The following is a 22,321-nucleotide window of genomic DNA, read 5'->3' on the forward strand; positions in this document are numbered from 1 at the left end:
GTTTCAGTGTCTTGGATAAATCTCCTGATACGTAAGCCGAAAGTAAATTGCCGGTAAAGGCGCTTTGCTTAAGACCCACCAGTGCTTATCGTTCAGCCTCATGTAAAAGAAGCCCACGCGCCTAATGGTTGATCACTCAATGCAATCCTCCGCCCCCCGTAGTCCCCGTCGCTGGCTGTTTGGCCTGCTTGTCCTGTTGGTCATCGCTGGTCTGTGCTGGAAATTCTGGCCCGGCAGCGCTGTGCCGAAAGACGCTGCGGGGCAAAAAGCCGTTGCCGGACACACGGGCAAGTCAGGCGCGATGCGTCCAGGGTTCGGCGGTGCGACCGGGCCGGTTCCGGTGCGAGTGGCTCCTGCGGTCAAGGGCGACTTCCCGCTGTACTACAAGGCGCTGGGTACCGTTACGGCGCTGAATACCATCAACGTGCGCAGCCGCGTTGGCGGTGAGCTGGTCAAGATCTATTTCGAAGAAGGGCAGATGGTCAAAGCTGGCGACCTGCTGGCCGAGATCGACCCGCGCCCCTACCAGAACGCCTTGCTCCAGGCCGAAGGCACCTTGCTGCAGAACCAGGCTCAATTGAAAAACGCCCAGGTGGACGTCGAGCGTTATCGTGGCCTGTACCGTGAAGACAGCATCGCCAAGCAAACCCTGGACACCGCCGAAGCGCTGGTGGGACAGTTCCAGGGCACGGTCAAGACCAATCAGGCGGCGGTCAACGACGCCAAGCTCAATCTCGAATTCACCCGGATCCGTGCACCGATCGCCGGGCGCGTCGGCCTGCGGCAACTCGATGTCGGTAACCTGGTAGCGGCCAACGACACCACGGCGCTGGCGATCATCACTCAGACCCAACCGATCAGTGTGGCCTTCACCTTGCCGGAAAACAGCCTCGAGGTCGTGCTCGCCCGCTATCGCAGCGGCGCCAAACTGCCGGCCGAAGCCTGGGATCGCGGTGATACCAAATTGCAGGCCACCGGCGTGTTGCAGAGCCTGGACAACCAGATCGACGTCACCACCGGCACCCTGAAATTCAAAGCGCGCTACGAAAACCGCGACCAGTCGCTGTTCCCCAACCAGTTCGTCAATGTTCGCCTGCTGGCCGACACCCTCAAAGACGTGGTGCTCGCGCCTTCCGCGGCGATCCAGTTCGGCACCAATGGCACGTTCGTCTATGCCCTGGACGGCGACAAGAAGGTCAAGATTCGCCAATTGAAAATCGGCGCCAGCGACGGTGAGAACACCGTGGTCACCGAAGGCCTTTCCGCAGGTGATCGCGTGGTGCTGGAGGGCACCGATCGCCTGAAGGACGGCAGCGACGTGGAAGTGGTCAACACTCCCGAGGACGTGCCGACCAGCCCGGCCGGCCACCTGCAAGGCAAATCGGCGGCAAACGGCGCTGAGCCGGCGACCACCGACAAGGCGAAAAAGGGCGGCGCATGAATCTCTCGCGGCTGTTCATCCTACGCCCGGTAGCGACCACCCTGAGCATGCTGGCCATTGTTCTGGCCGGCGTGATCGCTTATCGGCTGTTGCCGGTCTCGGCATTGCCCCAGGTCGATTACCCGACCATCCGCGTGATGACCCTTTATCCCGGCGCCAGCCCGGACGTCATGACCAGCGCCGTGACCGCACCACTTGAACGGCAGTTCGGGCAGATGCCTGGCCTGACACAAATGGCGTCCACCAGTTCCGGCGGCGCCTCGGTGCTGACCCTGCGTTTCAGCCTCGACATCAACATGGACGTCGCCGAGCAGCAGGTGCAAGCCGCGATCAACGCCGCGACCAACCTGCTGCCCAAGGATCTGCCGGCACCGCCGGTGTACAACAAAGTCAACCCGGCCGATACGCCGGTACTGACCCTGGCCATCACGTCCAAGACCATGCTGCTGCCCAAACTCAATGACCTGGTCGACACGCGCATGGCACAGAAGATCGCCCAGATCAGCGGCGTCGGCATGGTCAGCATCGCCGGTGGACAGCGTCAGGCGGTACGGATCAAGGTCAACCCCGAGGCTCTGGCGGCCAACGGCCTGAACCTGTCGGACGTGCGCACCCTGATCGGCGCCTCCAACGTCAACCAGCCCAAGGGCAACTTCGATGGCCCGACCCGGGTTTCGATGCTCGATGCAAACGATCAACTGACGTCGCCCAAGGACTACGCCAACCTGATCCTGGCTTACGCCAACGGCGCGCCATTGCGTCTCAAGGACGTGGCCGAGATCGTCGACGGTGCCGAGAACGAACGCCTGGCGGCGTGGGCCAACGAAAACCAGGCGGTGCTGCTGAATATCCAGCGCCAGCCCGGGGCCAACGTCATCGAGGTGGTTGACCGGATCAAGGCCTTGTTGCCGAGCATCACCGACAACCTGCCGGCCGGCCTTGATGTGACCGTGCTGACTGACCGTACCCAGACCATCCGTGCCTCGGTCAAGGACGTGCAGCACGAGTTGCTGATCGCCATCGCGCTGGTGGTGATGGTGACGTTCCTGTTCCTGCGTCGCGCAAGCGCCACGATTATTCCGTCGGTGGCCGTGCCGCTGTCGCTGATCGGCACCTTTGGCGTGATGTACCTCGCGGGCTTCTCCGTCAACAACCTGACCCTGATGGCCCTGACCATCGCCACCGGTTTCGTGGTGGACGATGCGATCGTCATGCTGGAGAACATTTCCCGATTTATCGAAGAGGGCGACAGTCCGCTGAATGCGGCGCTCAAGGGCGCCAAGCAGATCGGCTTCACCCTGATTTCCCTGACCCTGTCGTTGATCGCGGTGTTGATCCCGCTGCTGTTCATGGCGGACGTGGTGGGGCGGTTGTTCCGCGAGTTCGCCATCACCCTGTCGGTGGCGATCCTGATTTCCCTGGTGGTGTCCCTGACCCTGACGCCGATGATGTGCGCGCGACTGCTCAAGCGGGAACCCAGGGAAGAAGAACAAGGCCGTTTCTATCGCGCCAGTGGCGCGTTCATCGACTGGATGATCGCGGCCTACGGGCGCAAATTGCAGTGGGTGCTCAAGCACCAGCCGCTGACCCTGTTGGTGGCCATCGCCACCCTGGCGCTGACGGTAGTGCTGTACATGGTCGTGCCCAAGGGTTTCTTTCCGGTACAGGACACCGGGGTGATCCAGGGGATTTCCGAGGCGCCGCAGTCGATTTCCTTTGCCGCGATGAGCGAACGTCAACAGGAACTGGCCAAGGTGATCCTGGCCGATCCGGCGGTTGAAAGCCTGTCGTCCTATATCGGCGTCGATGGCGACAACTCGACGCTCAACAGCGGTCGGTTGCTGATCAATCTCAAGTCCCACAGCGAGCGCGACCTGAGCGCAATGGCAGTGATTGCCCGGCTGCAACCGGAACTGGACAAACTGGTCGGCATTCGCCTGTTCATGCAGCCGGTGCAGGATTTGACCATCGAGGATCGTGTCAGCCGGACGCAATATCAGTTCAGCATGTCGTCGCCGGACTCCGAACTGCTCAGCCTGTGGAGCGGGCGGCTGGTCGAGGCCCTGGCGCAACGGCCGGAGCTGACAGACGTCGCCAGTGATCTGCAGGACAAGGGCTTGCAGGTCTATATGGTGATCGACCGGGATGCGGCGTCGCGGGTTGGGGTCTCGGTGTCGAACATCACCGATGCACTGTACGACGCCTTCGGCCAGCGGCAGATTTCCACCATCTATACCCAGGCCAGCCAATACCGTGTGGTGCTGCAATCGCAGTCCGGGGAGAAGATCGGCCCGCAGGCGCTGCAGCAGATCCACGTCAAGACCACCGATGGCGGTCAGGTGCGTTTGTCCAGCCTGGCGCACATCGAAGAGCGACAGGCGCAACTGGCGATCACCCATATCGGCCAGTTCCCGGCGGTGATGATGTCGTTCAACCTCGCGCCCGGCGTGGCGCTGGGGCATGCGGTGCAGATCATCGAACAGGTGCAGAAGGACATCGGCATGCCGATTGGCGTGCAGACCCAGTTCCAAGGCGCGGCCCAGGCTTTCCAGGCGTCGCTGTCGAGTACCTTGCTGCTGATTCTGGCGGCGGTCGTGACCATGTACATCGTGTTGGGCGTGCTGTACGAAAGCTACATTCACCCCATTACCATTCTCTCGACCTTGCCCTCGGCGGCGGTCGGCGCGTTACTGGCGTTGATCCTCAGCGGCAATGACCTGGGCATGATCGCGATCATCGGCATCATCCTGCTGATCGGCATCGTGAAGAAGAACGCGATCATGATGATCGACTTCGCCCTGGACGCCGAGCGTAATCAGGGCATGGACCCGGAAACGGCGATCTATCAAGCGGCCTTGCTGCGCTTCCGGCCTATCCTGATGACCACCCTGGCGGCCCTGTTTGGTGCGGTGCCCCTGATGTTGGCCACCGGTTCGGGGGCGGAATTGCGCCAGCCGCTAGGCCTGGTGATGGTGGGCGGTTTGCTGGTCAGTCAGGTGCTGACGCTGTTCACCACGCCGGTAATCTACCTGTACTTCGATCGCCTGGGTCGGCGCTGGGGCCGCAAGCCTGAATCCGTGGAAGCGGTAGAGCAGCCATGAACCTTTCCGGTCCTTTCATCAAGCGTCCGGTCGCGACCATGTTGCTGAGCCTGGCGATCATGCTGCTGGGCGGTGTCAGCTTCGGCCTGTTGCCGGTGTCTCCGCTGCCACAAATGGACTTTCCGGTGATCGTGGTGCAGGCCAGCCTGCCTGGTGCAAGCCCGGAGGTCATGGCGTCCACCGTGGCCACGCCGCTTGAGCGTTCCTTCGGCGCCATCGCCGGGGTCAACACCATGAGCAGTCGCTCCAGCCAGGGCTCGACACGGGTGATCCTGCAATTCGACCTCGACCGCGACATCAACGGCGCGGCGCGGGAGGTGCAGGCGGCGATCAACGCCTCGCGTAACTTGTTGCCCAGCGGTATGCGCAGCATGCCGACCTACAAGAAGGTCAACCCGTCCCAAGCGCCGATCATGGTGCTGTCGCTGACCTCGGACGTGCTGGAAAAGGGCCAGCTCTACGACCTGGCTTCGACCATCCTGTCCCAGAGCCTGTCCCAGGTGCAGGGGGTCGGCGAGGTCCAGATCGGCGGCAGTTCGCTGCCGGCGGTGCGCATCGAACTCGAACCCCAGGCGCTCAATCAGTACGGCGTGGCGCTGGACGATGTGCGCAACACCATCGCTAATGCCAACGTGCGCCGGCCCAAGGGCTCGGTGGAGGACAGCCAGCGCCTGTGGCAGGTCCAGGCCAACGATCAACTGGAGAAAGCCAAGGACTACGAATCGCTGATCATTCACTACGCCGACGGTGCAGCCTTGCGCCTGAAGGATGTGGCCAAGGTCAGCGACGGCGTCGAAGACCGCTACAACAGCGGGTTCTTCAACAACGATTCGGCGGTATTGCTGGTCATCAACCGGCAGGCCGGCGCCAACATCATCGAGACGGTCAACGAGATCAAGGCCCAATTGCCGGCGTTGCAGGCGGTGCTTCCGGCCAGCGTCAAACTGAACCTGGCCATGGACCGCTCGCCGGTGATCAAGGCCACACTGCACGAAGCGGAAATGACCCTGTTGATCGCCGTGGCCCTGGTGATTCTGGTGGTGTTCCTGTTTCTCGGTAACTTTCGTGCGTCGCTGATTCCGACGCTGGCGGTGCCGGTGTCACTGGTCGGCACCTTCGCGGTGATGTACCTCTATGGCTTCTCGTTGAACAACCTGTCGCTGATGGCGCTGATTCTGGCCACCGGGTTGGTGGTGGACGATGCCATCGTGGTGCTGGAGAACATTTCCCGGCACATCGACGAAGGTGTGCCGCCGATGAAGGCCGCGTACCTCGGTGCCCAGGAAGTCGGTTTCACACTGCTGTCGATGAACGTGTCGCTGGTGGCGGTGTTCCTGTCGATCCTGTTCATGGGCGGGATCATCGAAAGCCTGTTTCGCGAGTTCTCGATCACCCTGGCGGCGTCGATCGTGGTCTCGCTGGTGGTCTCGCTGACACTCACGCCGATGCTTTGCGCGCGCTGGCTCAAGCCCCATGTGCCGGGCCAGGAGAACCGCTTGCAGCGCTGGAGCCGGCAGGCCAACGAATGGCTGGTCGGAAAATACGCGACGAGCCTCGACTGGGTGCTGCGTCATCGGCGGTTGACCTTGTTGAGTCTATTGGTGACCGTTGGCGTCAACGTTGCCCTGTACGTGGTCGTGCCGAAAACCCTCATGCCGCAACAGGACACCGGCCAGTTGATCGGTTTTGTGCGCGGCGATGACGGCCTGTCGTTCAGCGTGATGCAGCCGAAAATGGAGACCTTCCGCCGCGCTGTGCTCAAGGACGAAGCCGTGGAAAGCGTCGCCGGTTTCATCGGTGGCACCAACGGCACCAATAACGCCTTCATGCTGGTGCGTCTGAAACCGATCAAGGAACGCAATATTTCGGCGCAGAAAGTCATCGAACGTCTACGCAAGGAAATGCCCAAGGTCGCCGGGGCGCAACTGATGCTGATGGCCGACCAGGACCTGCAATTCGGTGGTGGTCGTGAACAGACCACGTCGCAGTACTCCTACATTTTGCAAAGCGCTGATCTTGGCGAGTTGCGCGAGTGGTATCCGAAAGTCGTCACGGCGCTGAGGGCCCTGCCGGAGCTGACCGCGATTGACGCCCGTGAAGGCCGTGGCGCCCAACAAGTGACCTTGATTGTCGACCGCGACCAGGCCAAACGCCTGGGGGTCGACATGAATATGGTCACGGCGGTGCTGAACAACGCCTACAGTCAGCGGCAGATTTCCACCATCTATGACAGCCTCAACCAGTACCAGGTGGTGATGGAGGTCAATCCGAAATACGCCCAGGACCCGATCACCCTCAAGCAGGTTCAGGTGATTACCGCTGCGGGTGCGCGGATTCCGTTGTCGACCATCGCTCACTACGAAAACAGCCTGGAAGATGACCGGGTCAGTCACGAAGGCCAGTTCGCTTCCGAAAGCATCTCCTTTGACATGGCCGAAGGGGTCACGGTGGAGCAGGGCACGGCGGCCATCGAGCGAGCGATTGCCAGGCTGGGGATGCCGGAAGACGTGATCGTGAAAATGGCCGGCACCGCGGATGCCTTTGCCGCCACCCAGAAGAGCCAGCCGTTCATGATCCTTGGCGCGCTGGTGGCGGTGTACCTGGTATTGGGTGTGCTGTATGAAAGCTACATCCATCCGTTGACCATTCTGTCGACCTTGCCCTCGGCCGGGGTCGGCGCGTTGCTGTCGATCTATGCCCTGGGCGGGGAGTTCAGCCTGATCTCGTTGCTGGGCCTGTTCCTGCTGATCGGCGTGGTCAAGAAAAACGCCATCCTGATGATCGACCTGGCCCTGCAACTCGAACGCCAGCAAGGCATGGCGCCGCTGGAGTCGATCCGCAACGCCTGTTTGCAACGTTTACGGCCGATTCTGATGACTACACTGGCGGCGATCCTCGGAGCCTTGCCATTGTTGCTCAGTCGTGCCGAAGGGGCGGAAATGCGTCAGCCACTGGGCCTGACCATTATCGGCGGGCTGATCTTCAGTCAGGTACTGACCCTTTACACCACCCCGGTGGTTTACCTCTATCTCGATAAGCTGCGCCATCGCTTCAACCATTGGCGTGGGGTGCGTACCGATGCTGCTCTGGAAACTCCGCTATGACTGACCGTTCGCTTTACAACCTGACTGCACCGATGATCGCGGCTCGAGGCTCGCGTTTGTTGAGCCTGTCGCTGTGCGTGGCGATGCTCAGTGCCTGCGCCGTCGGCCCCGATTACCAGCGCCCGCAAACCGCCTCGCCTGCGCAGTACAAGGAAGCCGCCGGCTGGCGTCAGGCCAATCCCAGCGATTCGCTGGCGCGCGGCGCGTGGTGGGAGTTGTACGGTGATCGGCAACTCAATGGGCTGGTCGAGAAACTCAATGCGTCCAACCAGACCGTGGCCCAGTCCGAAGCCCAGTATCGCCAGGCCCAGGCCCTGGTGCGCAGCGCACGAGGCGCGTTTTTCCCGACGGTGGACCTGACCGTCGGCAAGAACCGCTCAAGCCAGGGCACCGGCAGCAGCAACTCCAGCCTGACCAGTTCTTCCAGCGGCATTCGCGACACCTACACCGCCCAGGCGGGCGTGAGTTGGGAAGCGGATGTCTGGGGCAAACTGCGCCGTGGCCTGGAAGCCGACACCGCCAACGCCGAGGCCAGTTTTGCCGATCTGGCGGCGATGCGCCTGAGCCAGCAGTCGGAACTGGTGCAGAACTACCTGCAATTGCGCGTGATCGATGAGCAGAAACGTCTGCTGGAAGCGACCGTCGAGGCCTATCAGCGTTCGCTGAAAATGACCGAGAACCAGTACCGCGCCGGGGTTTCCGGCAAGGACGCGGTGGCTCAGGCGCAGACGCAACTCAAGGGTACCGAGGCCGACATGGTCGATCTGATCTGGCAGCGCGCCCAGTTCGAAAACGCCATTGCCGTACTCGTCGGTCTGCCGCCCGCCGAGTTCAGTCTGGTGGAAATCAACAGCATCCCGGCATTGCCGCAAGTGCCACTGAGCCTGCCTTCGCAATTGCTTGAACGGCGCCCGGACATTGCCTCCGCCGAGCGTTCGGTCATGGCTGCCAACGCCAACATCGGTGTGGCCAAGGCGGCCTATTACCCGGACCTGACGCTGAGCCTGAATGGCGGTTACAGCAGCAGCACGTACTCCAATTGGATCAGCCTGCCTAACCGCTTCTGGTCGGTCGGCCCTCAACTGGCCATGACCTTGTTCGACGGTGGCCAGCGTTCGGCGGAAGTGGACCGCAGCGAAGCGGCCTACGATGAAACCGTGGCCAAGTACCGCCAGACGGTGCTCGACGGTTTCCGTGAAGTGGAAAATTACCTGGTTCAACTCAAGGTGCTGCAAGACGAAGCGGTCGTGCGTCAGCAGGCACTGGATGCGGCCCGTGAGTCGTTGCGTTTGACCCAGAACCAATACAAGGCCGGGTTGATCGCGTACATCGATGTGGTGGTGACCCAGGCGGCGGCCCTGAACAATGAGCGCAGCAACCTGAGCCTGCTGCAAAGTCGTTTGATTGCCAGCGTGCAGTTGATTGCGGCGTTGGGTGGCGGCTGGGATGGCCAACTGCAGGTCAGCGACAATTTGTAGGCGCTGGCTTGCCAGCCACGGCATGGTGTCAGGCGCCATCCATTTTGAATCGGCTGCCCCCCTCGTCGGGACGCCGCCCGGACCCGGCTCGCTCCCACAGGTTTCTGCGCCCCACCCAATCACTGTGGGCGCTGAGCGCAGTTAAGGTGAAACCTTAAAACAAGCGTTTCATCGGACTGCTGGCCTTTTGCTAATTTTGTGAGTGCGTTCTCAATTGGAATCAGTACAATCGCCGGATTTGCCCTGCCGAGAATGAATTCCATTACGGAGGGTGTTGGCGAGAAGTCTCATGCTTATCGGCAGTTATTCCCCCACCCTGGTTTTCATCTCCCTTAGTGTCGCGATTCTCGCTTCGTACACGGCCCTCGACTTGAGCGGACGCATTGCCACGGCCAAGGGCCGGGCCGTGCATTTATGGACGGCGGGTGGTGCTTTTGCCATGGGCATTGGCGTGTGGTCGATGCATTTCATCGGCATGCTCGCGTTCAAGTTGCCCATCGACCTGGGCTACGACCTCACCTTGACGCTGTTGTCGCTGTTGATCGGCATCCTGTCTTGCGGCTTTGCCCTGTGGCTGGTCAGTCAGCCGCAACTGCCGGCCTGGCAATTGGCTTTCGGCGCACTGGCGATGGGGACCGGGATCAGTGCCATGCATTACACCGGCATGGCGGCCATGCGCATGCAGCCTGGTATCGATTACGACCCGACGCTGTTCAGTGCATCGCTGCTGATCGCGGCGGGCGCCTCCGGCGCGGCGCTATGGATCGCGTTCCGCCTGCGCCAGCACGCGCCGTATGTGCGCCTGATCCGCGGCGGTGCGGCAGTCATCATGGGGATTGCCATCGTTGGCATGCATTACACCGGCATGGCGGCTGCGCGTTTCGCGGATGGCAGCTTTTGCGGCGCTGCCGTCAATGGCTTGAATGGCAAAGGCCTGGACAACCTCGTCCTGATCACCACCCTGGCGGTGTTGAGCATTGCCTTGCTGACGTCGATCCTCGATGCGCGCCTGGAGTCCCGCACCGCCGGCCTTGCCCAGTCGCTGACCGAGGCCAACCGCGAACTCACCCAACTGGCCCTGCACGACACCCTGACCGGGTTGCCGAATCGGGTCCTGCTGGCCGATCGCATCGAACAGGCGATGTCCAGGGTGGACGCCGAGGGTGGTTGTTTTGCGTTGATGTTCATCGATCTGGACGGCTTCAAACCGGTCAATGATGCCTTTGGTCATCATATGGGTGACCTGTTGTTGCGCGAGGTCAGCCTGCGTTTGCGTGAAGACCTGCGTAGTCAGGACACCCTGGCGCGAATCGGCGGCGATGAGTTCGTGCTGCTGATACAACTGGGTGAGCAGATCGACGCCATGGGCCTGGCGGCGCGCCAGGTCGGATTGATCGCCCGTTCGTTCCGGGTCGCCGAACATGACTTGCAGATCTCTGCCAGCATCGGCATTGCGCTCTATCCGGGCAATGGCCAGACCGTCCATGAGTTGCTGATGAATGCCGATGCGGCGATGTATCACGCCAAGGGCACAGGCAAAAACGGTTACAGCTTTTTCGATGCCTCGATGAACAGCAACGCGCGCAAGCAGCTGCAACTGCTGCAAGACCTGCGCAACGCGCTGGACCGGAACGAATTCAGCCTTCACTACCAGCCCAAGTTCGACGCCGGCACGGGTCGGCCGGTCGGTGCCGAGGCGTTGTTGCGCTGGCAGCACCCGACGCAAGGCATGTTGCTGCCGGACAAGTTCATCCAACTCGCCGAAAAGACCGGGCTGATCATTCCGATTGGCGACTGGGTGCTCAATGAAGCCTGCCGCCAGATGCGTGAGTGGTACGTGCTCGGCTACACCGACTGGCGCATCGCAGTGAACCTTTCCGCCATGCAGTTCTGCCATGTCGGCCTGGTACAGAGTGTCGCCAAGGCGCTGACCACGCACCAACTGCCGGCCAACAGCCTGACCCTGGAAATTACTGAAACCACGGCCATGAGCGATGCCGATGCGAGCATGACGGTGCTCCAGTTGCTGTCGGACATGGGCGTTGACCTGTCCATCGATGATTTCGGCACCGGCTATTCCAGCTTGATGTATCTCAAGCGTCTGCCGGCCAACGAACTGAAGATCGACCGCGGTTTTGTGCGGGATCTGGAGCGTGACAGCGACGACGCCGCCATCGTTTCCGCCATTGTCGCCCTGGGCCAGGCGCTGGGCTTGCGGATCGTCGCCGAAGGCGTGGAAACCGGGATGCAACAGGACTTCCTGACCCAACTCGGTTGCGACTCATTGCAGGGTTACCTGCTCGGGCATCCATTGCCGGCCGAGCGTTTCATCCTGGAAATTCACCGTTCGGAGCAATTGGCCGTCGTCTGATCGGTGGCGAGGGAACTCGTTCCCTCGCCATATCGAATGGCAACAGACCCATGCAAAAACCGAAGAGGACGGTTATCCTTCCCCCCGGTTCGCTTACGCTTGAAACGGGGAAAGCTTGTATGGACAAAGTCATCGTTATCACCGGCGGCAGTCGCGGCATCGGTGCCGCCACAGCCCTGTTGGCCGCCGAACAAGGGTACCGGATCTGCATCAACTATCAGTCTGATGAACAAGCGGCCCAGAGCGTGCTGGATAAAGTCCGCGCACTGGGCGCTGAAGCCATCGCCGTGCGTGCCGATGTCAGCATCGAAGATGAAGTGATCGCGTTGTTTCACCGGGTCGATACCGAGCTCGGCCGGGTCACCGCACTGGTGAACAACGCCGGCACCGTGGGACACAAGTCCCGTGTCGACGAAATGTCCGAATTTCGTATCCTCAGAACCCTCAAGACCAATGTGCTGGCGCCCGTTCTGTGCGCCAAGCACGCGATTCTGCGCATGTCGCCCAAGCACGGCGGGCAGGGCGGCAGCATCGTCAATGTGTCTTCGGTCGCCGCCCGCCTGGGCGCGCCCAACGAATACGTCGACTACGCCGCTTCCAAGGGGGCACTCGACACCTTCACCATTGGCCTGTCCAAGGAAGTGGCCGGCGAAGGCATTCGTGTCAACGCCGTACGTCCCGGCTACATCTATACCGATTTCCATGCGCTGAGCGGCGATCCTGATCGGGTCAGCAAACTGGAGTCGGCGATACCCATGGCCCGGGGCGGCCGGCCGGATGAAGTGGCCGAGGCGATTATCTGGTTGCTGTCGGACAAGGCGTCCTATGCGACCGGGACTTTCGTTGATTTGGGCGGTGGACGTTAGATCACGGGATTGTCGCTCCCACAATTGACCGAGTCGTCCTGTGGGAGCGAGCCTGCTCGCGATAGCCTCCTTTCAAGCGACATCTGAACGTCAGAAGGACCTGACAATCCGCCCCAACGTCTCCATCGCCTTTTCCGCCGCCTCGTTCCACGGGCTCCCGTAATTCAATCGAATGCAATTCCTGAACCTTTGGGTCGGCGAGAATATAGGCCCCGGCGCAATACTGATGCCCTGGGCCAACGCCATCTGAAACAACTTCAGCGAATCCATCTGCTCCGGCAATTCCAGCCATAAAAAGTAGCCCCCCGCCGGTTGGCTGACGCGAGTCTGTGCCGGGAAATAGCGGGCAATGGCTGCGAGCATCGCGCTTTGCTGTTCTTCCAGCGCGTACCGCAGTTTGCGCAGGTGCCGGTCATAGCCGCCGTGCTGCAGGTAGTCGGCGATGGCGGCCTGAGCCGGCATCGAGGCGCAAAGCGAGGTCATGAGCTTCAGGCGTTCGATTTTTTGCGCGTAGCGGCCGGCGGCCACCCAGCCAATGCGATAACCGGGTGCAAGGCTTTTGGCGAAGGAGCCGCAATGCATCACCAGGCCTTCGGTATCAAACGCCTTGGCCGGTTTCGGTGCCTGTTGACCGTAATACAACTCGGCGTAGACATCGTCTTCGATCAGCGGCACTTGATGCCTGCGCAGCAGCTCCACCAGTTCCTGTTTTTTCGCCTCGGGCATGGTGGCGCCCATGGGGTTCTGGAAACTGGTCATGCACCAGCACACCTTGATCGGGTGACGTTCCAGGGTTTGTGCGAGCACGCCGAGGTCGATGCCGTCGCGCGGATGCACCGGGATTTCCACGGCTTTGAGTTTCAGTCGCTCGAGAATCTGCAGGCAGGCATAGAACGCCGGGGCTTCGATGGCCACCAGGTCGCCGGGTTGGGTCACGGCTTGCAGGCACAAATTCAGCGCTTCCAGTGCGCCGTTGGTGATCAGCAGTTCTTCCATGGGCAGCATCAGCCCGCCGACCATGTAGCGCAGGGCGATTTGCCGACGCAACTGCGGGTTGCCCGGCGACATGTCGGTCACGACCATGCGCGGGTCCATCGCGCGGCTGGCGCTGGCCAGCGACCGCGACAACCGTTGCAATGGAAACAGGGTCGGGCTGGGGAACGCCGAGCCAAAGGGCACGGTGTTTGGGTCCTTGATCGAATCGAGGACCGAGAACACCAGTTCGCTGACATCGACTTCGGTCGATTCGTTGACCTGGCTGCTGATCTCCGGCTCGGAAAACGGCCGCGGTGCATGGGCATTGACGAAATAGCCGGAGCGCGGCCGGGCGCGGATCAAGCCGCGGCGCTCAAGCAGGTAGTAGGCCTGGAACACCGTGGAGGGGCTGACGCCGTAGGTCTGGCTGGCGTAGCGTACCGATGGCACGCGCTGCCCGGGGCCGAGAACACCGGAGCGGATCAGTTCAGCGATGTCATCGGCGAATTTTTCGTAGCGTTTCATCGGTATCCCGCGATGGAATCGAATCGAATGACGGTGGCCAGGGCGCTTGTTCCCTGACCACAAAGGTTGGCATCTTAAAGACTCAACGGTTCATTGGCGCTACAAAGCGACTTTTGGCCACGCTGTAGATGCCGGGCTCGTCGCTGTCGACGATTTTGAAGCTGATGCTTTTCGAGCTGCTTTCCGGCCGTTCCGTCGTCATTGCCACCGACACCGGCACATCGACAATCTCGCCGGGCGCCAGGCTCAGTTCGGTTTTGCCCTGTAACTGGAAACCGTCGCCGTCGACCAGCGTCAGGTGGTAGTCCTGGCGCTGCTGAGTCTTGTTGATCACTTTCAGGCTGTAGATGTTTTCGATCTGCCCCTGACTGTTCTCGCGGAACAGGCCGCGGTCCTTGCTCACGTCCAGCGACACCATGGGTCGTTCGACCAAGGCCAGCACCAAAGCGCCTATCATCACCAGCAGCACGGCGGTGTAGCCGATCAACCGTGGCCGCAACAGGTGAGTCTTGCCACCTTGCAACTGATGTTCCGAGGTGTAGCTGATCAGCCCGCGAGCGTAGCCCATTTTGTCCATGATCGAATCACAGGCGTCGATGCACGCCGCGCAGCCGATGCACTCCATCTGCAAGCCGTCACGGATGTCGATGCCGGTTGGGCACACTTGCACGCAGAGTTGGCAATCAATGCAATCGCCCAGCCCGACTTCCGCCGGTTTGACCTCACGCTTGCGCGGGCCACGGTTCTCGCCACGGGCGACGTCGTAGGAAATGGTCAGGGTGTCTTTGTCGAACATTACGCTCTGGAACCGCGCATAGGGGCACATGTGCATGCACACCGCCTCACGCAGCCAACCGGCATTGATGTAGGTCGCCCCCGTAAAGAACAGCACCCAGAACAGGCTGACGCCACTCAGTTGCAAGGTCAGCAGTTCTTCGGCCAGCGGCCGGATCGGCGTGAAGTAGCCGACGAAGGTCAGTCCGGTCAGCAGGCTGATGGCCAGCCACAGCGTGTGCTTGGCCGAACGGCGCATCAGTTTGTTCAAGCCCCAGGGCGCGGCTTGCAGCTTGATGCGCTGGTTACGTTCGCCCTCGGTGATTTTCTCGCACCACATGAAGATCCAGGTCCAGGAGCTTTGCGGGCACGTATAGCCACACCAGACCCGGCCGGCGAACACGGTGATCGCGAACAGCCCGAACGCGGCAATGATCAACAGGGCCGAAAGCAGGATGAAATCCTGTGGCCAGAACGTCGCGCCGAAGATGTGGAATTTGCTTTCGGACAGGTCCCAGAGCACCGCTTGGCGGCCACCCCAGTTCAACCACACGGTGCCGAAGAACAGCAGAAACAGAAAACCGGCACCGCTCAGGCGCAGGGTGCGGAACAAACCGGTGAAGCTACGGGTATGGATCAGGTTGTCACTGGTCTTGACCTTCATCTTTGGGCGTGAAGGTTCATGGATTCTTACGGTCGGGGCGCTTTCTACGGTTCGGACGGGGATTCTCTCGCTCATGGTCTTTCGCTCATCAGCCTCCATCAGGCATGAGCACTATGAGTGGCCATCTGTTTGCATAACAGACTCAGGTATTGCAATAAAAACCAGATCAGATGGGTGCCGCGTGCTCCCCTGCGACAAGTTGAAGCACCTTTCGCAACGGGACGCAGGCGGCTATATCAGGTGTTTTCGGCCGATGTTGATCCCGGTCAGTCAAATCACCGAATCACTGTCGGTCGCCTTTAGATGCCGGCGTCCATCCTTCGCGCCGGCGACGGTCAATGCGTCGGCTTCAGCTTCGGTGATGTAAATGTGCTGGCCGTTGATGTCCACCGCGGACATGGCTTTTTCCGCGTCGGTGACAATGGTGACGTCGGTGCACAGACGAATTTCTTCGCCGTTTTCCGTGGTAAAGAAGCAAGTCTGTTTGTCGATGCGCACGGTCATGGAGGTGTCCTTCTTTCAGTGGGATCTACAGTGTTAGGGCACGCCCGGCGGCCATCGTTCTGTGCAACCGATTAATGGTCGGTGCTGTCCACTCTCCATGACCTTTTTCAAGGACCACGCCATGAACGCCTGGTGGCACGAAGTCTGGGTGACCCTGCAAGCCGAATTCGCTGACATCGCAGATGCCTCGCAATTGACACGCATCACCGTGCGCTTGCTGATCGCCGCGACCCTGGGCGGCATTCTCGGCTTCGAACGCGAGAGCAAGGGCAAGGCCGCCGGCGTGCGCACCCACATGCTGGTGGCACTCGGCGCGGCGCTGTTTGTGCTGGTGCCACAGATGTCCGGTTCCCAGGCCGATGCCATGAGCCGGGTTGTGCAGGGCGTCATCGCCGGGATCGGCTTCCTTGGCGCTGGCACCATCCTGAAAAACCAGGAAGGCGACGAAGGCCACGTCAAAGGCCTGACCACCGCCGCCGGCTTATGGATGACCGCCGCCATCGGCGTGTCCGCCGGGTTGGGCAGGGAGGCGACGGCGGTGTTCAGTACGGTGTTGGCGTTGGTGATTTTCAGTGTGGTGCCGAGGATCGTAAAGATGCTCGAAAGGAACAACGACCACCTGTAGGAGCGAGCCTGCTCGCGATGGTCGTTAACGATTACGAGGGAAACCAGACACTCAGCGGTGCTCGTTATTCCAATGCAATCGGGCTCGCTCCTACAGATACAACGGTCAAAGATCGTTCAGCCTATGGTCATTCCGGCGTAACTATCACCGGCGGCATGGTCTTAGGCGGTTCTTCCCGTGGTGGCGTGGTGCTGGGCGGATCCTGCTCAGGAACAGGTTGCGGGTCCGTCGGTGGGATCACCGGGTTGTCGATATTCGGATCGGGTGTTTCTCCAGGGAATGGATTGGTCATGGTCTAGCCTCCAGTGGCACATGGCGTGAGTCGTGCTTAAGTTGATTGACCGCCACACCACGGATTTGATTCCGGCCAATTGCCGATGAACTTTTCCGGGCGCCCGGCGCTCGGAACCTAAGTGAGTTCATTGGGATGACAACCAGACACAAGAGCGTCCTTGGGGCGTAAAGGAGAGATGCTCGATGACGGCTGAAAAACCTACTGAGTTGAGCTACAACCCGCACATGCCGCTGTCACAGGCGCTTTTACTGCCACGAATCGTGATTGAAGACACCATGCCGACCCTCGACGGTGGGCAGTTTGCCGTCAAGGCCGTGGTGGGGCAGGAGGTGGTGGTGACCAGCAAAGTGTTTGCCGACGGTCACGACAAGCTCGCGGTACGGGTGCGTTGGCGCTCCGAGGGCGATGAGGTCTGGCGCAGCGAAGTCATGACCGACCTGGGCAACAATGGCTGGCAGGGCCGGTTCCGCGTCGAAGATCAGGGGCGTTATGTGTTCTGTATCGAAGCCTGGATCGATCAATTTGCCAGTTTCCGCTACGAGCTGGAAAAAAAGCACATGGCCGGGGTCCCCGTCAGCCTGGAATTGCAGGAAGGCCGCCATCACGTTCAGCAAGCGGCCGAGCGCACCGAGGGGCAACTGAGCGAGCAACTGGCGGCGTTGCACCATCAATTGTCCGGGTTGCTCGAAACCGAGCAGGTCGCTTTGTTCCTGCACCACCGTAGCGCCGATTTGATGGCCCAGGCCGATCACCGTGCCTACCTGAGCCTGAGCCCCGAGTATCCGGTTGATGTCGAACGCGAACTGGCGCAGTTCGCCAGTTGGTATGAATTGTTTCCACGCTCGATCACCGACGATCCAGCGCGCCACGGCACCTTCAACGACGTGCATTCGCGTTTGCCGATGATTCAGGACATGGGCTTCGACGTACTTTATTTCCCGCCGATTCACCCGATCGGTCGCAGCTATCGCAAAGGCCCGAACAATTCCCTGAGTGCCGGGCCGGACGACCCCGGCAGCCCTTACGCCATCGGTAGCGAAGAGGGCGGCCATGAGGCGATTCATTCGCAACTGGGCACCCGCGAAGACTTCCGTCGACTGGTGGTGGCCGCGTCCGAGTACGGGTTGGAAATCGCCCTCGACTTCGCCATTCAGTGCTCCCAGGACCATCCGTGGCTCAAACAGCATCCCGGCTGGTTCAACTGGCGGCCGGACGGCACGATCAAATACGCCGAGAACCCGCCGAAGAAATACCAGGACATCGTCAACGTCGACTTCTACGCCGCCGAGGCGATTCCCGGCTTGTGGATCGAGTTGCGCGACATTGTGGTGGGCTGGGTCGAGGAGGGCGTGAAGCTCTTTCGCGTCGACAACCCGCACACCAAGCCGTTGCCGTTCTGGCAGTGGCTGATCGCCGATGTGCGTGCGTTGTATCCCGAGGTGATTTTTCTCGCCGAGGCCTTTACCACGCCGGCCATGATGGCCCGGTTGGGCAAGGTCGGTTACTCCCAGAGCTATACCTATTTCACCTGGCGCAATACCAAACAGGAACTGGCGACCTATTTCACCGAGCTGAACGAATCGCCATGGCGCGAATGCTACCGGCCGAACTTCTTCGTCAACACGCCGGACATCAATCCAGCGTTCCTGCACGAGTCCGGGCGCCCCGGGTTTCTGATTCGTGCGGTGCTGGCAACGATGGGCTCCGGGTTGTGGGGCATGTATTCCGGGTTTGAGCTGTGTGAGTCGGCAGCGATTCCGGGCAAGGAGGAGTACCTGGACTCCGAGAAGTACGAGATCCGCCCGCGGGACTTCACCGCGCCGGGCAACATTATCGCCGAGATTGCCCAGCTCAATCGCATCCGCCGGCAGAACCCGGCGCTGCACACGCATCTGGGCCTGAAGGTCTACAACGCCTGGAACGACAACATTCTGTATTTCGGCAAGCGCAGCGTCGATGGCAGCAATTTCATCCTGGTGGCCGTCAACCTCGATCCACATCACCCGCAGGAGGCGAGTTTCGAATTGCCGCTGTGGGAAATGGGCTTGCCCGACGATGCCGCGACCCACGGCGAAGACTTGATGAACGGCCATCGCTGGACCTGGTACGGCAAGTACCAGTTCATGCGGATCGACCCGGCGCACCAGCCGTTCGGGATCTGGCGGATTACCGCGTCCTGAGTCCACCACAGTTAATAACCACACTTGAATGGGTGATCGGCTCAGAGGTTATTTCGAATTCGACAGGAGTTTCCAATGGCGAAGAAACCCAAGGCAGCGACCTTCATCAAGGACCCGCTCTGGTACAAGGACGCAGTGATCTATCAGGTTCATGTCAAATCGTTTTTTGACTCCAACAACGACGGGATCGGCGATTTTCCCGGCCTGATCGCCAAGCTTGATTACATTGCCGACCTCGGCGTCAATACCATCTGGCTCTTGCCGTTCTACCCCTCGCCACGACGCGACGATGGTTACGACATCGCCGAATACCGGGGCGTGCACAGCGATTACGGCACTATGGCCGACGCCAAGCGCTTTATCGCCGAGGCGCACAAACGCGGCCTGCGGGTGATCACCGAACTGGTCATCAACCACACGTCGGACCAGCACGCCTGGTTCCAGCGTGCCCGCAAGGCCAAGAAAGGTTCGGCGGCGCGGGACTTCTACGTGTGGTCCGATGACGATCAAAAGTACGACGGCACGCGCATCATCTTTCTCGATACCGAAAAGTCCAATTGGACCTGGGACCCGGTCGCCGGCCAGTATTTCTGGCACCGTTTCTATTCCCACCAGCCGGACCTGAACTTCGATAACCCGCAAGTCATGAAGGCAGTGCTGTCGGTAATGCGTTACTGGCTCGATATGGGCATCGACGGTCTGCGCCTGGACGCGATCCCTTACCTGATCGAGCGCGACGGCACCAACAACGAAAACCTGCCCGAGACCCACGACGTCCTCAAGCAGATCCGCGCGGAAATCGACGCCAATTACCCCGACCGCATGTTGCTGGCCGAGGCCAATCAATGGCCCGAAGACACGCAGTTGTATTTCGGCGACACAGACAAACAGGGCCTCAACGGCGACGAATGCCACATGGCCTTTCACTTTCCGCTGATGCCGCGCATGTACATGGCGCTGGCCCAGGAAGATCGCTTCCCGATCACCGACATTTTGCGCCAGACCCCGGAGATTCCGGCCAATTGCCAGTGGGCGATATTCCTGCGCAATCACGATGAACTGACCCTGGAAATGGTCACCGACAAGGAACGCGATTACCTGTGGAACTACTACGCGGCCGACCGTCGGGCGCGTATCAACCTGGGGATTCGTCGGCGACTGGCGCCCTTGATGGAGCGGGACCGACGACGGGTGGAATTGCTCAACAGCCTGCTGCTGTCGATGCCTGGCACGCCGACGCTGTACTACGGCGATGAAATCGGCATGGGCGATAACATCTACCTCGGTGACCGCGACGGTGTGCGCACGCCGATGCAATGGTCGATCGACCGAAACGGAGGCTTTTCCCGCGCCGACCCGGCCAGCCTGGTGCTGCCGCCGATCATGGACCCGCAATACGGCTACCTCTCGGTCAACGTCGAAACCCAGGCCGGCGACCCGCATTCGCTGTTGAACTGGACCCGGCGCATGCTCGCGGTGCGCAAGCAATCCAAGGCGTTCGGGCGCGGCACGTTGAAAATGCTTTCGCCGACCAACCGCAGGATCCTGGCCTACACCCGGGAATTCACCGGGGCGGACGGCAAGCACGAAATCATTCTGTGCGTGGCCAACGTGTCCCGCAGTGCGCAGGCCGCTGAGCTGGACTTGTCGACCTACGTCGGCATGGTGCCGGTGGAAATGCTTGGCGGTAATGCGTTCCCGCCGATCGGGCAGCTGAATTTTCTCCTGACCCTGGCCCCTTATGGCTTCTATTGGTTCGTCCTGGCGACGGAAAACCAGATGCCGAGCTGGCACGTGGAGCCGGCACAAAGCTTGCCGGACTTCACCACGCTGGTGCTGAAAAAACGCATGGAAGAACTGCTCGAAGCCCCGGCGCGACGTACGCTGGAGCAGGACATCTTGCCCAACTGGCTGCAAAACCGCCGCTGGTTCGCTGGCAAGGGCGCGGCCATCGAGCAGGTCCATCTGGCCTATGGTGTGCGTTTTGGTGATGCCACGCACCCGGTGCTGTTGAGTGAAATCGAAGTCACCAGCGGTGGCCAGACCAGTCGTTACCAACTGCCGTTCGGCTTCATTGCCGAAGACCAGGTCGGGACGCCATTGCCGCAGCAACTGGCACTGTCACGGGTTCGACGTGGGCCGCAGGTCGGCTTGATCACCGATGCCTTCAGTCTCGAAAACTTCATCCGTACTGTGCTGCAGGGCATGCAGGACCAACGGGTGCTGCCTTCGGACGGTGGCGAGATCCGCTTCGAACCGACCGCCGAACTGGCCAGACTGGGGCTGACGGCTGAATCGGAAGTGCGTTATCTGTCCGCCGAGCAATCGAACAGTTCAGTGGTGATCGGCAACAGCCTGGTGTTGAAGCTGATCCGCAAAGTCGCCTCCGGTGTGCACCCGGAACTGGAGATGAGCGCCTACCTGACACGCGCCGGTTTCCGCAACATTTCACCGTTGCTGGGCTCGGTGGTGCGCCGGGATGCCAAGGGCGAGGACAACTTACTGATGATTGCACAAGGCTACTTGAGCAATCAGGGCGACGCCTGGGAGTGGACGCAGAACAACCTGGAGCGGGCGCTGCGCGACGAACTGGCGGACGCCATGTCCGAACAGGAACAACACTACAACGCCCTCGGTGAATTGAAAGATTTCGCGGCCATGCTGGGGCAGCGCCTGGGGGAAATGCATCAGGTGCTGGCCGCGCCGAGCGACAACCCGGATTTCGCTCCGCACCTCACTACGCAAAAAGAGGCACTGGCGTCGACCAGGGATGTCGTGGCACAGATCGAGCATGCGCTGAAGTTGCTCAAACAGCATCAAACCGAACTGAATCCGGCGGACAAAACCCTGGTCAGCCGTTTACTGGATAACAAAAAAGCCATCCTCAGTCATGTGCAGGTACTGGGCAGAAAGTCCGCGGGAGGTCTGAAAATCCGCGTGCATGGCGACTTGCATCTGGGGCAGGTACTGGTGATCAAGGGCGATGCTTACCTGATCGACTTCGAGGGCGAACCGGCGCGGCCGTTGCATGAACGACGAGGCAAACACAGTCCCTATAAAGATGTAAGCGGCGTTTTGCGATCTTTCGACTACGCTGCGGCCATGGCCATCAACGTGCATAACGTTGATAACACTGCTGAAGCCCGGGCGGCTCGCCAACGGGTTTCCGATCGCTACTTGAGCGAAGCGCGGCAAGCATTTGTCGACGCTTATCGGCTGGCGGCAGCTAGTCTTGGTCATGCATGGCAAGATCCTGAAGGCGAGGACGCCGCGCTGGCGTTATTCGGCCTGGAGAAGGCAGCGTACGAAGTGGCCTACGAGGCAGAGAACCGCCCCACATGGCTGTCCGTGCCATTGCACGGTTTGTACGGGTTATTGAACGGGCTTAAACCCTTTTCCGATCTTGGTGGAGAGTAGT

General features: G+C 60.7%; 13 protein-coding genes. 9 read left to right on the top strand and 4 right to left on the bottom strand.

What is annotated here, in order from left to right:
• The first annotated feature begins 124 nt into the window (after nt 1-124).
• From BLV61_RS29285 to BLV61_RS29310, 6 genes are all read left to right on the top strand, one after another.
• Nucleotides 125-1,441 carry an MdtA/MuxA family multidrug efflux RND transporter periplasmic adaptor subunit gene (locus tag BLV61_RS29285; protein WP_047528458.1) on the top strand — a complete coding sequence of 439 codons (1,317 nt, stop codon included), beginning with the start codon at nt 125-127 and terminating at the stop codon, nt 1,439-1,441.
• A complete protein-coding gene (locus BLV61_RS29290; protein ID WP_090469363.1) occupies nt 1,438-4,542 on the top strand; it encodes an MdtB/MuxB family multidrug efflux RND transporter permease subunit in 3,105 nt (1,034 codons plus the stop codon). Before BLV61_RS29285 ends, BLV61_RS29290 begins: the two co-directional genes overlap by 4 nt.
• Nucleotides 4,539-7,646 (top strand): efflux RND transporter permease subunit, encoded by a 3,108-nt coding sequence (locus BLV61_RS29295; protein ID WP_090469366.1) that lies wholly within the window; start codon nt 4,539-4,541, stop codon nt 7,644-7,646. The genes BLV61_RS29290 and BLV61_RS29295 overlap by 4 nt, the downstream gene beginning before the upstream one ends.
• On the top strand, nt 7,643-9,124 hold the full coding sequence (locus tag BLV61_RS29300) for an efflux transporter outer membrane subunit (protein WP_090469369.1): 1,482 nt from the start codon (nt 7,643-7,645) through the stop codon (nt 9,122-9,124). Before BLV61_RS29295 ends, BLV61_RS29300 begins: the two co-directional genes overlap by 4 nt.
• 289 nt (nt 9,125-9,413) lie before the next feature.
• Nucleotides 9,414-11,495: a putative bifunctional diguanylate cyclase/phosphodiesterase gene (locus tag BLV61_RS29305; protein ID WP_090469372.1), complete on the top strand. Its 2,082-nt coding sequence runs from the start codon at nt 9,414-9,416 to the stop codon at nt 11,493-11,495.
• A 119-nt stretch (nt 11,496-11,614) separates the two neighbouring features.
• Complete coding sequence (locus BLV61_RS29310) at nt 11,615-12,361, top strand: SDR family oxidoreductase (RefSeq protein ID WP_047528466.1); 747 nt, start codon at nt 11,615-11,617, stop codon at nt 12,359-12,361.
• Nucleotides 12,362-12,451: 90 nt separating this feature from the next.
• Here BLV61_RS29310 and mapR read toward each other — a convergent pair whose 3' ends face one another.
• The 3 genes from mapR to BLV61_RS29325 form a co-directional block, all read right to left on the bottom strand.
• Nucleotides 12,452-13,861 (bottom strand): GntR family transcriptional regulator MpaR, encoded by a 1,410-nt coding sequence (gene mapR / locus BLV61_RS29315; RefSeq protein ID WP_090469375.1) that lies wholly within the window; start codon nt 13,859-13,861, stop codon nt 12,452-12,454.
• A gap of 82 nt (nt 13,862-13,943) precedes the next feature.
• Nucleotides 13,944-15,374 (bottom strand): cytochrome c oxidase accessory protein CcoG, encoded by a 1,431-nt coding sequence (ccoG, locus tag BLV61_RS29320; protein ID WP_090469377.1) that lies wholly within the window; start codon nt 15,372-15,374, stop codon nt 13,944-13,946.
• Nucleotides 15,375-15,569: 195 nt separating this feature from the next.
• Nucleotides 15,570-15,803 carry a DUF3203 family protein gene (locus BLV61_RS29325; protein ID WP_090469380.1) on the bottom strand — a complete coding sequence of 78 codons (234 nt, stop codon included), beginning with the start codon at nt 15,801-15,803 and terminating at the stop codon, nt 15,570-15,572.
• A 121-nt stretch (nt 15,804-15,924) separates the two neighbouring features.
• On the opposite strand from BLV61_RS29325, the gene BLV61_RS29330 reads away from it, so the two are divergent.
• The gene (locus BLV61_RS29330; RefSeq protein ID WP_090469382.1) at nt 15,925-16,428 is read left to right on the top strand and encodes an MgtC/SapB family protein; all 504 of its coding nucleotides are present in this window, start codon (nt 15,925-15,927) and stop codon (nt 16,426-16,428) included.
• Nucleotides 16,429-16,555: 127 nt separating this feature from the next.
• Here the strand turns inward: BLV61_RS29330 and BLV61_RS31375 are convergent, their stop codons facing one another.
• The gene (locus BLV61_RS31375) at nt 16,556-16,720 is read right to left on the bottom strand and encodes a hypothetical protein (protein ID WP_167361820.1); all 165 of its coding nucleotides are present in this window, start codon (nt 16,718-16,720) and stop codon (nt 16,556-16,558) included.
• A 185-nt stretch (nt 16,721-16,905) separates the two neighbouring features.
• Here BLV61_RS31375 and BLV61_RS29335 point away from each other — a divergent pair, with 185 nt between their 5' ends.
• Both BLV61_RS29335 and treS read left to right on the top strand, forming a co-directional pair.
• Nucleotides 16,906-18,903: an alpha-1,4-glucan--maltose-1-phosphate maltosyltransferase gene (locus BLV61_RS29335; protein WP_090469385.1), complete on the top strand. Its 1,998-nt coding sequence runs from the start codon at nt 16,906-16,908 to the stop codon at nt 18,901-18,903.
• 75 nt (nt 18,904-18,978) lie between these two features.
• Nucleotides 18,979-22,320, top strand: coding sequence for a maltose alpha-D-glucosyltransferase (treS, locus tag BLV61_RS29340; RefSeq protein WP_090469388.1), 3,342 nt, complete (start codon nt 18,979-18,981; stop codon nt 22,318-22,320).
• Nucleotide 22,321 lies beyond the last annotated feature (1 nt).

The organism is Pseudomonas mohnii (genome assembly GCF_900105115.1).
GTDB classification, from domain to species: Bacteria; Pseudomonadota; Gammaproteobacteria; order Pseudomonadales; family Pseudomonadaceae; genus Aquipseudomonas; species Aquipseudomonas mohnii.